Raw genomic sequence first — 13,749 nt, 5'->3', positions numbered from 1 at the left:
CACGTCAAATCATTGCGGTGCTTCTTTGCGCGGCTGGCGCAGCACCTCGTTAATCTGCGGTTTATCGACCGGACCGGTAATGCGATAGCGCAGAATAGAGACCTTGCTCCAGAGCGGCCCCAGCACTTTACTGGCGGCAAACACCGCCGCACCGACAATCGGGTTCACCACAAAAGCCGCCGCAACGCCCACGCTTGCGGAAATTTCCGGCGCCACAACGGCTTCCATATCCAGTTCGCGACGCACGAGGTTGACCGAGCCTTTCATGGCGATATCCGCTTCCAGGCCATCCACCAGCGTATCGTCCGTATGCAGAACGCCGTCTTTGATCCACGCCGTACTGCGAATGGAATCGTAGTAGAAACCTTCGCTGAAGGTGTCGCTGAAATCGAAGCGCAGCTTGCGCAGCAGCGCATCAAAACTCAGCAGGCGCAGGATCTGCCCGGCGCGCCCCGTGCTCACGTCGGCAATCTCACCCTTACCGAAGTTGGTTTTCAGGATGCCGTTAAGCGAAGCTTCATCGGGTGTCCACGGCGCAGCGCGCCAGTGCAGATCGTAATTCACATCGAAGGACGATCCGCGAAGCGGCGTGCTAATGCCGAAGAAGTTAGCCGCGGCGTCCAGCTTATTGCCTTTAATATCGCCTTTCAGCGAGGTGCGTTGTTCACCCGGTTTGTTCACCCATTCGCCCGCGGCAGTCATGCGGCCAAAGCCGGTATCCACCAGCCCACCAGAGAGGCTCAGCGTATTTCCCTGAATGGCAAAATCACCGTCGATACGGCCATATTTCTGTCCCCACAGCCAGCACTCCGCGCAGCGCAGCTGGAGATCGGGCCAGCCGCTGAAATCCACGCGCGACGTCCCACTGCCACTGACAGGAGAAGTGCTTGTCGACTCTGCTTTAGACGCCGTAAAGGTCGGATTGTAATAGAGATAACGGATAGCCGCCTGCCATGGCGCGTGATCGCGCATGATCAACGAACCGTTGATCTCACGCCCCTGCGCCTCGACCTTTGAGCCGTTTACCGTCGGCCGGGAGACAATACTCAGGTTGTTCCACTGCTGTCCGCCCAGCGTCAGCGCAGGCGTGCGCAAAGTAATGGACTGCGGGAACTGCGCCGTTTGGTCGACGTTTTGCCCGACACCTTTCTGGAACAGTGCCAGCCACTCTGCGCCATCCATCGACGGGAGATTCAGTTCAACGCCCGCCTGCTCCGGCAGCGGCGGCGTGGTACGGCTGTCCGTCGTCCAGATCGCCCTGTCCAGCGTCAGCTTGCGGTTAAGCAGCCAGCGGCTGTTGAAGTGGTTTGTTCCGCCCGCGTTTCCGGTTAAATCGAAGCTGTTAAGGTTGCCCGCAACCTTAACGTTGACGGGCAATGCTTCACCGCTTTTTTTATTCAGCGGCGCGGGAAGCTGGCTGCTGAGGTTTTTTAGATCGCCCGTAATGTCGACGTTATAGCGCGCACCGGCATGATAAGGCAGGTCGATGGCGACCTTGCCATTCCATGACACCGCACCGTCCACCGCATTCTCAATCGGCTTCGGCAGAACATCCATGCGTGACGGCTGCCAGTTCGCGTCCATATTGACCGCCACCTGGTAGGCTTTATCGCCCTCGGTGGTGGAGAAATCGATATTAACGGGTTGATTGAACCAGGTCGCTTTAAGCGGCTCACTTTTCAGCGTGCCGTTAACAAAGCTGAACTGACCGCTGAGGTTTTTCAGGGTGCTGTCCAGCGGCTTGATATAGAGGCTGTTGTTATTAAGGCGAACGTCGCCTTTGGCGGTGGTCAATTCACCGTCCAGCGGGATATCCAGATGTAAGCGAGCATTCACATCGCCATCTAACTGCAACTGCTGAAGGGTGGCTGCCAGGGAGTCATTCAGCGGCGTATCTTCAAAGTACGGGCCAACCGCTTTACCCGGCCCCTTAATATCCGCATCAATCAGCAGCTTCTCTTTGGAATAATCCGGGATGTTTGCCGTCAGGTTGCTTGCCGTTACGCCGCCCAGCGCGACGCTGTCCGTCTTCATCCACAAGCCGTCATTCAGGAAGTTGAGTTCAATATCCAGATTCTTCAGCGCCGGCCAGTCTGGCTGGAAGGCATAGGTGGCGTTGCGTAGCGGCACCAGAACCTGGAACTGGCCTTCGTTGTGCTTATACGGGAACAGGTGCGGGTTGCCGCCGTAGACCAGCGTGGCGTTATCCGCCTGGCCGCCCTGAATAGCGCCGCTGAGATAGTCCACCAGCGCTTTCCCCATCAGGTTTTCCGGGAAGTAGCGCCACGCCTGCGAACCGTCATCTGTGCTGATGCCCGCCAGAATACCCAGCCACGGCTCATCGCCTTCAGGCTGTAGATAACGGAAATTACCGCGGGCATGTACCGCTTTGGCTTTTACATCAATATCGCGGCCATCGAGCTGAAAACCTTTGTCATTCTTCAGCCAGTTGAGAGTGGCATTTCCCTTTTCGATCTCCAGTGGCGCACGGAAGACCGTTTCGTACGGCATTTTCGCGTCCTGCATTTCTGCCGTCAGCCTGCCGTTTTCCACGCTTCCTTCCAGTTTACCGCTGAAGTGCTCGGCACCCGGCAGCAATTTCCACTGTTTCCATGCGAGATTTTTCCATGCCGCCTGAAAACGCGTCTTTTCCGTAGCCTGGAGCGGAATATCCAGCGCCAGTCGGTTTATCTGCCCGCTCGGCTGCGTCGCCAGCCAGATTTCGCCCAGCTCCGGTGAAAGTTTTGCGGCCATTGAACGCAGCCCTTCGATCGCCGTCAGATCCAGGTTACTGGCGCGGATACGCAGCTCGTCGCTGCGTTTACCGTTTATCCCGCCGACGTCCTGTTCCGGCATCCACGCCAGCGTCAGCGCGCCGCGCGGCCAGGGTTTGTTATCCATGGAGATGCGCGTATCCGGAATGGCGAACTGCCAGCCGCCTTTATCCTGCGTCACGTGTGCGGTGAGGTTATCGACGGAAAGTTGATGCTGATGGTTTTCCCCTTTCCAGCTCGCGCCCCCCTGCTTAAGCCAGATATCGCCGCTGGCGAACGCCCCGTTCGTCAGCGTCATCCAGCCTTCCAGGCTGAAGCGCGCGGTCTCCAGCTGCATGTTCTGCTGTAGCAACTCACCGAGCCACGGCTTCACGTCCACGTCGTCCGCCTGTAGCCAGACCCTGCCGTTGTTCAGCAGGCCATTGTCGTCACGCAGATCCATCCGCACCTGCATAACCCCGTGCTGCCCGTTCAGGCTGGAGAGATTCACCTGCCCCTCGGCGCGGTGGCGATCTTTCCCGTTTAACCAGGTCAGCTGAGGGATCGCCAGCTCAGCGCGCTGACCGGAAAGAGTAATAAAGCTCACTTCGCTGTCGCGCAGATCGAAATGATCGAACTGCCGCAGGAACAGATCGCTGATACGGCTGGTTTCCAGCCCTCGATCGCTGTCGCCGCTTTGCAGCGGCGTGTTAGTCATCAGCTGAAGTTGCCAGAAGGTGAGATCGCGAAACTGCCAGCGCAGATGCAGCAGGCTTTGCCAGACATCCAGCGCCAGGGTGACGCGTTTGATTTTGAGGTGGCCGCCATCTTTCAGGCTGGCGCTGATATCCCGCGCATCTAGCGTCGGGCCAAAGTTCTGCCAGCTTGCCTCGATATGACTCACGTCCACCGGCAGGCCGGTGGCGGATTCGATTTTTGCCAGGATCTGCGGACGCCAGCTGTCCAGATGCGGCAAGGCGAGACGCAGCCCGCTCACGAGCAACGCGACAATCACGACCAGCGTTGCCCCTGTAAGCAGTAAAATCCCCGGCAATCGCCTCACGCGTCTCTCCTTGTCAGCCTTAAATCTCGCAGCGAACTGCGTTTACATCATGACGACGTCAAACTGCTCCTGGTTATAGAGCGGCTCAATTTGCACTTTTACCTGTTTGCCGACAAAGATTTCCACTTCCGCCAGCGCGTGCGACTCTTCCCCTTTCAGGGCCTCCGCCACCGCAGGGGAAGCATAGACCAGAAAACGGTCTGAGTCGTAGGCATGATGGACACGGACAATTTCACGCATGATCTCGTAGCAGACCGTCTCCACCGTCTTTACCGTTCCGCGTCCATGGCAGGTTGGACACTCATTACACAGGACATGTTCCACGCTTTCGCGGGTCCGTTTCCGGGTCATTTCCACAAGACCGAGCTGCGAGAAGCCATTGATGCTGGTTTTCACGCGGTCCTTACTCAGCGCCTGCTCCAGAGAGTGCAGCACGCGACGGCGGTGATCTTCATTGTTCATATCGATAAAGTCGATGATGATAATGCCGCCCAGATTACGCAGGCGAAGCTGACGCGCGATGGCCTGCGTCGCTTCGATGTTGGTGTTGAAGATGGTGTCATCGAGGTTGCGATGGCCGACAAACGCGCCGGTGTTGATATCGACGGTGGTCATCGCTTCGGTTTGATCGATGATCAGATAGCCACCCGATTTCAGCTCAACCTTACGCTCCAGCGCACGCTGGATTTCGTTTTCAACGTCATAGAGGTCAAATATCGGCTGGCGTCCGGTGTAATGCTCCAGCAGACCCGGCATTTCCGGGATGTACTCGGCGGTGAACTCCAGTAAGGCTTCGTACGTCAGACGGGAGTCCACGCGGATGCGGTCAAGCTGGGCGTCGGCGAAATCACGTAATACGCGCTGAGCGAGCGCCAGCTCACCGTACAGCCGGTAGCGGGTCTGGTTGCGTTTTTTACGCTCCATCACTTTGGTCCAGACGCGCTTCAGGTAGGCCGCATCCGAGGCGAGATCTTCTTCGCTGATCCCTTCCGCCGCGGTACGGATAATAAACCCGCCCTGCTCGTCGCAGTAGGCGCTGACCACCTTTTTCAGGCGCTCACGCTCGCTTTCGCTCTCAATACGCTGTGACACGCCGACGTGCGACGCCCCCGGCATAAACACCAGGTAGCGTGAAGGCAGGGTGATGTCGGTGGTCAGACGCGCGCCTTTAGTGCCCAGCGGATCTTTTACCACCTGCACCATCAGATCCTGGCCCTGACGCACCAGCTCAGAGATGTCGCGCACGGCAAACTGCTTTTGCTCTTCGCCTGCCACACATTCGGTGTGCGGCATGATATCGGAGGCATGTAAAAACGCCGCCTTATCGAGCCCAATATCTACAAAAGCCGCCTGCATACCCGGCAGGACACGACTGACACGACCTTTGTAGATATTGCCTACGATTCCGCGTCGCGCTTCACGCTCAATATGAATTTCCTGAAGAATGCCACCATCAATGTAGGCCACACGGGTTTCCGATGGCGTTACGTTTACCAACAATTCAGCCGTCATAATTATCCCTTCCCTCACGCAGTGAGTTAAAATTGCTCAGCAACTCATACGTTTCCACCAGCGGTAAGCCGACTACGGCGTGATAGCTGCCATTTATCTTCCTGACAAAACAGCCACCCAACCCTTGAATACCGTATGCACCTGCTTTATCCATAGGTTCACCGCTGGCGATATAGCCGGCGATCTCCTCGTTGGTGAGGACTCTGAACGTCACTTCCGTTACCACAAGGCAATCCAGAACGTACTGGCTGTCTGCCAGCGCTACCGCCGTCATCACCTGATGGGTTTGTCCGGACATGTTACGCAGCATCCGCGCCGCATGGTCTGCGTCGCGGGGTTTCTCAAGCACCTCACCATTGAGAATGACAATGGTATCCGCACCCAGCACCGGTAAGTCACGCGGCACGCATGCCACGCCCGCCTGCGCTTTTTCACGCGCCAGACGAGAGACATACTGCTGAGCGCTTTCACCCTCAGCGCGTTTTTCTTCAATACCGGTAACGATGCGTTCGAAGGAGACACCCAACTGCGCGAGCAGTTCCTGGCGACGCGGAGAACCGGAGGCAAGATACAAAGACGTCATAGAAACCTTTTATTGCACGGCAAACTGCTGGCGAATTTTACGCATCAGCAGGAACAGCCACGGCCAGAGCACACCGTTTACTACACTACTCCAGAACACTTCCGGTCGGAAAGAGACGTTGATCACTAAAAACTCTGCCCAGAAAACAACGATATCCGCAGCGAGCGACAACAACATCACCACCAGCGCCTGTTGCCAGAGCGCAAGGTTACGAAAGAGCTGGAATTTGAGTGCGACGAGATACGCAATAATGCTCATGGATAAGGCGCGGACGCCAAGCGTAGAGCCACTGATAAGATCCAGTATGGCACCCATCACAAAACCTGTGCCGACATTTACGCGGTGCGGCAGGGCAAGGATCCAGTAGAGCAAAATGAGCAATACCCAGTTTGGCCGGAAAACAAGAATGTCGTCCGGCCAGGGCATAATTTGCAGCAACAGTGCAACGAGGAATGAGAGCCAGATTACCCAGCGCCCCTGGCTACGATAACTGGCCACTACTGCCCTCCACCCGAGACTTGCGGCGGTGGCGGCGCATCCGGCAGCGGCTGCGTTAACCCCGTCGCCGGAGCCGGTACGGGTGCAGGTGGTCCCATCGCATCCGGCGCAGGCAGTACCTGCGGCATCATCTGCATCAGGCGTTCATTCGCCACGCGATGCACATCTTCCGGGGTCATCGGGTTAGCTCCGTTACGATCGGCGCCCCACAGCAGCAGCAGGTAGCGCAAACGCTGCAAGCCGGCCGTTGGACGCGCCTGAATCACGGTGTAGGCACGCTGAGTGTCGAGCTTCACGGAAGAGACAACCGCAACCGGGTAGCCCTCAGGGAAACGACCGCCCAGACCGGACGTCACTAGCACGTCGCCCACGCGGATATCCGTGTTGGCGGGCAGATGTTCCAGTTGCAGATCGTCCGTGCAGCCGTTACCGGCGGCAATCACGCGAATATCGTTACGCAGCACCTGAATCGGCAGTGCATGGGTGGCATCGCAAATCAGCAGCACGCGGCTGGTCAGTTTGGCAACCGCCACAACCTGGCCCACGACGCCTTTATCGCTGATGACAGGCTGACCTTCGTATACGCCGTTCACGCTGCCTTTATCAATCACCACCTGATCGCTGTACGGATCGTTTACGGTGGAGATCACCTGGGTGACCATTTTCTGTTCATCCTGGCGCAGCGGCGAGCCAAGCAGTTCACGCAGGCGTGCGTTTTCCTGCTTATATTGCCCCAGCATCAGCAGCTCGCTGTTTTTCAGCAGCAGTTCCTGGCGTAACGCACGGTTTTCGAGTTCGAGCTGGTCACGCGATGAGAGCGTTTGCGACACGGAGTCGAGCAGTTCACGGGGACCATTTGAAATAAAGTAGAAAGGACTGACGGCGGTATCCATGTACGTTCGGATCTGGCTGAACGTACCGAGGCGGCTATCGGCAATAATGACCCCGAGCGCAACCAGAACCGCCAGGATCAGGCGAAACTGTAGCGACGGGCCACGGCTAAAAATTGGCTTCATAGGCTATGCGTATTCTCGCGTCAGAGAGAAAGGGTAGCAAATTGCTACCCTCTCACACCCGACTACTCTTCGCTAAACAAGTCGCCGCCGTGCATGTCGATCATTTCCAACGCCTTGCCACCACCACGGGCGACGCAAGTCAGTGGATCTTCTGCAACTACGACAGGAATACCTGTCTCTTCCATTAACAGGCGGTCGAGGTTACGCAGCAGCGCACCACCACCGGTCAGAACCATACCGCGCTCGGAGATATCGGAGGCTAGCTCTGGCGGGCACTGTTCCAGCGCAACCATCACCGCGCTCACGATACCGGTCAGTGGCTCCTGCAACGCTTCCAGGATTTCGTTGGAGTTCAGGGTGAATCCGCGTGGCACGCCTTCCGCCAGGTTACGACCGCGAACTTCGATCTCGCGCACTTCATCACCCGGGTAGGCAGAACCGATTTCGTGCTTGATGCGCTCTGCGGTCGCTTCACCGATCAGAGAGCCGTAGTTACGGCGAACGTAATTGATGATAGCTTCGTCGAAACGGTCGCCGCCGATACGCACGGAAGAGGAGTACACCACGCCGTTCAGGGAGATAACGGCCACTTCAGTGGTACCGCCACCGATATCCACCACCATAGAACCGGTTGCTTCAGAAACCGGCAGACCCGCACCAATTGCCGCAGCCATCGGTTCTTCAATCAGGAAGACTTCACGCGCACCGGCACCCTGAGCAGATTCACGGATTGCACGGCGTTCAACCTGGGTCGCGCCAACCGGCACACACACCAGCACGCGCGGGCTTGGGCGCATGAAGCTGTTGCTGTGAACCTGCTTGATGAAGTGCTGAAGCATTTTTTCGGTCACGAAGAAGTCAGCAATAACGCCGTCTTTCATTGGGCGGATCGCGGCGATGTTGCCCGGCGTACGGCCCAGCATCTGCTTCGCATCATGACCTACTGCGGCCACGCTTTTTGGCGAGCCGGCACGATCCTGACGAATGGCCACAACGGAAGGCTCATTCAATACGATGCCTTGTCCTTTTACATAAATAAGGGTATTCGCGGTACCCAGGTCAATGGACAGGTCATTGGAAAACATGCCACGAAATTTTTTCAACATACTAAGGGATAATCCTGAAAGCTGGGGCGGAAAACAAAATCCGCTTACTTTACCAACCACACGCAGCAGCGACAAGGCGCAAAAATCGTCTGCTACGGTGAAAATTAGTGCAGCACGTTTCCTTTGTTACAAATTCATCCCCTGAATCCCTCAGGGCTGAGTAAACAGCAGCGTCCCTCACTTTCACTTGTAACCCATTAAAGGTCGTTCACTGGCTTTTATGCTCGTCTTACTCAAAGCTACAGGCGCGATATTCTACGTGAAAACAAAGTAAACGGCAGGTCAAACAGAGTATCTTTGCAAATATTTTTTCACATTGGTGTCAAGCGGCTGAGAGACGGCAAAAAAATCCCCCTGACCGCCCGTCACGCCGCGCTCTGTCAACATCTGCCATTCACTTCGTGAACGTACGCCTGTGGCAAATACTTGCGTTTGCGTTACTTTGCACGCTTCCACCAGGCTTTGTACCAGCAGCTGGTTTTCCGTGCGTTTTTCAATATTCCTTACCAGACCCGGATGCAGCTTCAATAATTCAACATCCAGCTCTTTGATCCAGCTGGTGCTCACCAGCGTCAGACCCGCCTGGGTTACCGCCACGCGAGCCCCAAGCGCATTGATTAAACGCACCACCGGGCGCAACCGGCTGATGTGTTGACCTACATCTGCCTCTGCAAGTTCAAAAATAATGCGTTTGCGTTGCGATTTTTCGCATTGCATTAACGTGTCACGTAACCAGCGCTGGAAGCGCGGACGGATCAGCGATTCGACGGTCACCTGTAAAGCCAGATTTTCTTCAGGCCAGTACGATAAAAACGGAATGAGGCGGGTGATTTGCTGACGGTCATACTCTTCGGACAATCCGAATTGCAACACCATGGGCAGATATTCCGCGGAGATAACCTCTTCGGTGCCATCAAAAATACGGCACATCAGCTCACGATGATGGACATGACCACTCTTCATGACCGCCGGTTTTTGATAGATGCGCGGTCCGCCCCGGCTCAGCATCTGTTCAATCAGGGTTCGCCAGCGCACGTTGCCGCGCCCTTTCTCCGGCAGCGTATCATCATAGACCGCCCAGCCGTTCGCCCCCTGCAATACGGCGTTACGCGTTGCCGCTTCCGCATGTTCCATCACCTGCTCCGTCGACTGACCGCCGCGCCAGGCACAGATGCCTATATGCACCATGTCGTCTCTGTCGAGCATTTTGCTCTGGGGCAGCGCATCGACGGCTTTCAGCAGCTGACTGGCGATACTCTCGGATTCCTTTAAGGTGCGATGCGGCAGCAAGACGGCAAAGTCGCTGCGGTGGTAGCGTGCCAGTAACGCGCCGGGGTAGCGCATGATAAAGGTGGACAGCAGATTAATCAGCGTAAAGAGGTTCTCTTCCGCCACGCGCTGACCCCAGGTATCACGGAGCAGATCAAAGTCGGGCAGGCGAATCATCATTACCACGCCATGCGTACCCACCTTTTCGGGGTCATCAAGAAGCGTAGCCAGCTGATTATCAAAGAAGAGACGGTTGTTGAGGCCCGTTTTGTTATCCTGCGCGGCGTAAGAGCGAATCAACGTGTCCATACGGCTACGCTGATCGCTGGCAAACTGGATTTCGGAGAGCAGCACGTCCAGGGCGCTACTGGTGCGTGATGGCCATTCATAAACCGATCCCCGCACCTGCGGACCCCGCTCGCCATTCAGTATCCGCACGGAGCGTGTTTCCAGCAGTTCCTGGCCGGAAAGTTGACGACGCTGCCAGCGAACGGCGAGGAAAATCAGCAGTACGATAAAGGCAACGGCGATGGTTAAGGGCGCGGTGGTCATAAGCGAGCGTAAATAGTTGCTCATCGGATCCTGGTACATCAGATGAATTGTCATACCCGGATGTTTAAGTGAATTAACCGTGACGTCCCGATACTGATCTACCGTGCCGGCAGGACGATAGCTGCCCTGGCGGGTATGGCTGAAAACGGTCTGCTTCCCCTGTTTAATGTCGATCTGCACTATATCCACAGGCACCATTAACTCATCCAGCTCACGCGAAAGCGCCGGGAAGGAGGACGTTATCAGGCGAGTGTCGATAACCGATGCAACCGATTCAACCCGGTTAACCAGCTTATCCTGGATGGCATTGTAAAAGCTCAGCGAGCAGCCGATTAGCGTGACAAATATGGTCAGCCCCGTCAGCAAGGTAATAAAAGCTGAGAACTTCGTCGTTAATCGCATCCTTGAGATTACTCCGTGGGTTGAAGGGGGGGCAAGTGAGCACTAACTTGCATTTTAAATGCGACATACTATCAAACCTGGTGTATCTGGCAATTTATTGCGTTAAATCGGCACTGCGTTTCATTGAGCGAGTATAGTCATCAGGACATATTTTCCCATCATCAAACCTAGTGAGGACCCTGTATGCAGGCTTTGATCTTAGAACAGCAGGACGGCAAAACCGTTGCCTCGGTGCAAGCCATTGAGGAGAACCGCCTGCCGGAGGGCGACGTGACCGTAGATATCGACTGGTCCAGCCTGAACTATAAGGATGCACTGGCGATTACGGGAAAAGGTAAAATCATCCGAAATTTCCCGATGGTGCCAGGAATCGACTTTGCAGGCCGCGTGCATACCAGTGAAGATCCGCGTTTTCACGCCGGACAGCAGGTGCTGCTCACCGGCTGGGGCGTAGGTGAAAACCACTGGGGCGGACTGGCAGCACAGGCGCGCGTCAAAGGTGACTGGCTGGTCCCGATGCCGAAAGGCCTGGACGGTCGTAAGGCGATGATCATCGGCACGGCAGGCTTCACCGCCATGCTGTGCGTGATGGCGCTGGAAGAGGCCGGGATTTGTCCTGACTCGGGCGAAATTGTCGTCACCGGCGCCAGCGGCGGCGTGGGCAGCACGGCCGTCACGCTGCTGCACAAGCTGGGGTATCAGGTCGCCGCCGTCTCTGGCCGCGAAAGTACGCATGATTATCTACGTCAGCTGGGCGCAAGCCGTATTCTGAGCCGCGACGAATTCGCCGAGACCCGCCCGCTGGAAAAACAGGTCTGGGCTGGCGCAGTAGATACCGTCGGCGACAAAGTGCTGGCGAAGGTGCTGGCGCAAATGAATTACGGCGGCTGCGTGGCGGCCTGTGGTCTGGCGGGTGGTTTTGCCCTGCCGACGACGGTGATGCCATTTATTCTGCGTAACGTGCGTCTTCAGGGTGTCGATTCGGTCATGAGCCCAGCCGAGCGGCGGGCTGCGGCCTGGGAACGTCTGGTGCAGGATCTGCCAGCCTCATTCTATGAGCAGAGCGCCACTGAGATCACCCTGAGCCAGGCGCCAGAGTTCGCCAATAAAATCATGGACAACCAGTTCCACGGTCGTGCGCTGGTTAAAATCGCCTAATCTTCAAATTTTCGTGACATATTCGCGCTAACCCTCCTCCTCCGCCATGCTTAGAAAAACGCCTGACGGAGGATGCCATGAAAACCCGAAAACTGACGGAAGCCGACGTAACGTCTGAATCTGTCTTTATGCTACAGCGCCGCCAGATCCTGAAAATGCTTGGCATCAGCGCCACTGCCCTGACGCTCACCCCTGCGGCCCATGCCGATCTGCTCGACTGGTTTAAGGGCAACGATCGCCCGAAAGCCCCCTCCGGCGCACCGCTTGACTTCACCAAACCGGCACAGTGGCAGAATAAACTGACGCTGACGCCGGAAGATAAAGTCACCGGCTATAACAACTTCTATGAGTTTGGTCTTGATAAGGCCGATCCTGCCGCCAACGCCGGGAGCATGAAAACCGATCCCTGGACGCTGAAGATAGATGGCGAGGTGGCAAAACCGCTGACGCTGGATCATCATGACCTCACCACCCGCTTCCCCCTTGAAGAACGCATTTACCGTATGCGCTGTGTGGAAGCCTGGTCGATGGTGGTGCCGTGGGTAGGTTTCCCTTTGCATAAACTGCTGGCGCTGGTTGAGCCCACCAGCAACGCGAAGTATGTTTCTTTCCAGACGCGCTATGCTCCGGACGAGATGCCAGGCCAGAAGGATCGGTTTATCGGCGGCGGGCTGGAGTATCCCTACGTTGAAGGTTTACGTCTCGACGAAGCCATGCATCCGCTTACGCTGCTCACCGTCGGGGTTTATGGCAAAGCGCTGCCGCCGCAAAACGGGGCGCCCATTCGCCTGACCGTACCGTGGAAATACGGTTTCAAGGGCATCAAATCGATCGTCAGCATTAAGCTCACCCGTGAACGCCCCCCCACCACCTGGAACCTGGCAGCGCCTGACGAGTATGGTTTTTTTGCCAATGTTAACCCGCACGTTGACCATCCGCGCTGGTCGCAGGCGACGGAACGTTTTATCGGCTCCGGCGGCGCGCTGGATGTTAAACGCCAGCCAACGCTGCTGTTTAACGGCTATGCGGATGAGGTGGCATCCCTCTACCGTGGGCTGAATTTACGGGAGAACTTCTAAGTGCGTTTAACGGCAAAGCAGATAACCTGGCTGAAGGTACTCCTGCATTTAGCAGGATTGCTCCCCTTTATCTGGCTCTTCTGGGCAGCCAGCCAGGGACAGTTCAGTGCCGATCCGGCGAAAGATATTCAGCATTTTACGGGTCGGATGGCTCTGAAATTTTTGCTGGCGACCTTGCTCGTCTCACCGCTGGCGCGCTACGCTAAACAGCCATTATTGATACGCACCCGTCGGCTTTTAGGGCTATGGTGTTTCGCCTGGGCAACGCTGCATCTCACCAGCTACGCCCTGCTGGAACTGGGCATTAACAACCTGGCACTCCTTGGCAGCGAACTGGTGACGCGTCCCTATCTGACGCTGGGTATCGTAAGCTGGCTGGTTTTACTGGCGCTGACGCTGACCTCCACGCAGTATGCGCAGCGAAAACTGGGTCGACGCTGGCAACTGCTGCACAACTTCGTCTATCTGGTCGCGATCCTCGCCCCTATTCATTACCTGTGGTCGGTGAAGATTTTATCCCCTCAGCCGGTCATCTACGCCCTGCTGGCCCTGGCCCTTTTAGCGTGGCGTTACAAGAAGTTCCGCCAGTGGTTGCGATAGTTCACGAAACTGTGCGTTTTCCCGCAGATTATTTATCAACCGCGAATCTTTTTCGGATAGCGGTTGATAATCTTCCCTGATAAGACCAGTATTTAGCTGCCAAATGCTACGAAATCGTTATAATGTGCGACTTCGGTTTTCCCTACAGGGGTTTTAGG

General features: G+C 56.3%; 10 protein-coding genes. 3 read left to right on the top strand and 7 right to left on the bottom strand.

The genetic code is table 11. The annotated features are described in order from the left end of the window. Window positions 1-9: 9 nt before the first annotated feature. The 7 genes from yhdP to csrD all read right to left on the bottom strand — a co-directional run bounded on the left by yhdP (window position 10) and on the right by csrD (window position 10,754). Window positions 10-3,816: an AsmA2 domain-containing protein YhdP gene (yhdP, locus tag ACOTX1_RS15360; protein ID WP_023314917.1), complete on the bottom strand. Its 3,807-nt coding sequence runs from the start codon at window positions 3,814-3,816 to the stop codon at window positions 10-12. Window positions 3,817-3,858: 42 nt separating this feature from the next. Beyond that, a complete protein-coding gene (gene rng, locus ACOTX1_RS15355; protein WP_003860405.1) occupies window positions 3,859-5,328 on the bottom strand; it encodes a ribonuclease G in 1,470 nt (489 codons plus the stop codon). Then, the gene (locus ACOTX1_RS15350) at window positions 5,318-5,911 is read right to left on the bottom strand and encodes a Maf family protein (protein ID WP_023314918.1); all 594 of its coding nucleotides are present in this window, start codon (window positions 5,909-5,911) and stop codon (window positions 5,318-5,320) included. Before ACOTX1_RS15350 ends, rng begins: the two co-directional genes overlap by 11 nt. A gap of 9 nt (window positions 5,912-5,920) precedes the next feature. Beyond that, on the bottom strand, window positions 5,921-6,409 hold the full coding sequence (gene mreD, locus ACOTX1_RS15345; protein ID WP_003860402.1) for a rod shape-determining protein MreD: 489 nt from the start codon (window positions 6,407-6,409) through the stop codon (window positions 5,921-5,923). Next, on the bottom strand, window positions 6,409-7,425 hold the full coding sequence (mreC, locus tag ACOTX1_RS15340; RefSeq protein ID WP_003860400.1) for a rod shape-determining protein MreC: 1,017 nt from the start codon (window positions 7,423-7,425) through the stop codon (window positions 6,409-6,411). Before mreC ends, mreD begins: the two co-directional genes overlap by 1 nt. A 62-nt stretch (window positions 7,426-7,487) precedes the next feature. Continuing rightward, window positions 7,488-8,531 (bottom strand): rod shape-determining protein MreB, encoded by a 1,044-nt coding sequence (gene mreB / locus ACOTX1_RS15335; RefSeq protein ID WP_000913396.1) that lies wholly within the window; start codon window positions 8,529-8,531, stop codon window positions 7,488-7,490. Between the two features lie 282 nt (window positions 8,532-8,813). Next, window positions 8,814-10,754: an RNase E specificity factor CsrD gene (csrD, locus tag ACOTX1_RS15330; protein ID WP_023314919.1), complete on the bottom strand. Its 1,941-nt coding sequence runs from the start codon at window positions 10,752-10,754 to the stop codon at window positions 8,814-8,816. Between the two features lie 183 nt (window positions 10,755-10,937). On the opposite strand from csrD, the gene ACOTX1_RS15325 reads away from it, so the two are divergent. The 3 genes from ACOTX1_RS15325 (at window position 10,938) to msrQ (ending at window position 13,591) form a co-directional block, all read left to right on the top strand. Then, window positions 10,938-11,912 carry an MDR family oxidoreductase gene (locus ACOTX1_RS15325; protein ID WP_023314920.1) on the top strand — a complete coding sequence of 325 codons (975 nt, stop codon included), beginning with the start codon at window positions 10,938-10,940 and terminating at the stop codon, window positions 11,910-11,912. Window positions 11,913-11,989: 77 nt separating this feature from the next. Then, window positions 11,990-12,991, top strand: coding sequence for a protein-methionine-sulfoxide reductase catalytic subunit MsrP (msrP, locus tag ACOTX1_RS15320; RefSeq protein WP_003860395.1), 1,002 nt, complete (start codon window positions 11,990-11,992; stop codon window positions 12,989-12,991). Continuing rightward, window positions 12,992-13,591, top strand: a complete 600-nt coding sequence (msrQ, locus tag ACOTX1_RS15315) for a protein-methionine-sulfoxide reductase heme-binding subunit MsrQ (protein ID WP_003860393.1) — start codon at window positions 12,992-12,994, stop codon at window positions 13,589-13,591. The last annotated feature ends 158 nt before the right edge of the window (window positions 13,592-13,749 follow it).

The organism is Enterobacter cloacae complex sp. IR5401 (assembly GCF_049238425.1).
In the GTDB taxonomy this organism is placed as follows: Bacteria; Pseudomonadota; Gammaproteobacteria; order Enterobacterales; family Enterobacteriaceae; genus Enterobacter; species Enterobacter hormaechei_C.
The sequence above is the reverse complement of the archived record's forward strand: the minus strand, read 5'-3'. Positions and strand labels throughout refer to the sequence as shown.

What these genes read in the sequence shown, in the direction of transcription:
- rng (WP_003860405.1), bottom strand. Translation starts at nt 5,328, where the DNA reads ATGACGGCTGAATTGTTGGTAAACGTAACGCCATCGGAAACCCGTGTG.
- ACOTX1_RS15350 (WP_023314918.1), bottom strand. Translation starts at nt 5,911, where the DNA reads ATGACGTCTTTGTATCTTGCCTCCGGTTCTCCGCGTCGCCAGGAACTG.
- mreC (WP_003860400.1), bottom strand. Translation starts at nt 7,425, where the DNA reads ATGAAGCCAATTTTTAGCCGTGGCCCGTCGCTACAGTTTCGCCTGATC.
- mreB (WP_000913396.1), bottom strand. Translation starts at nt 8,531, where the DNA reads ATGTTGAAAAAATTTCGTGGCATGTTTTCCAATGACCTGTCCATTGAC.
- csrD (WP_023314919.1), bottom strand. Translation starts at nt 10,754, where the DNA reads ATGCGATTAACGACGAAGTTCTCAGCTTTTATTACCTTGCTGACGGGG.
- ACOTX1_RS15325 (WP_023314920.1), top strand. Translation starts at nt 10,938, where the DNA reads ATGCAGGCTTTGATCTTAGAACAGCAGGACGGCAAAACCGTTGCCTCG.
- msrP (WP_003860395.1), top strand. Translation starts at nt 11,990, where the DNA reads ATGAAAACCCGAAAACTGACGGAAGCCGACGTAACGTCTGAATCTGTC.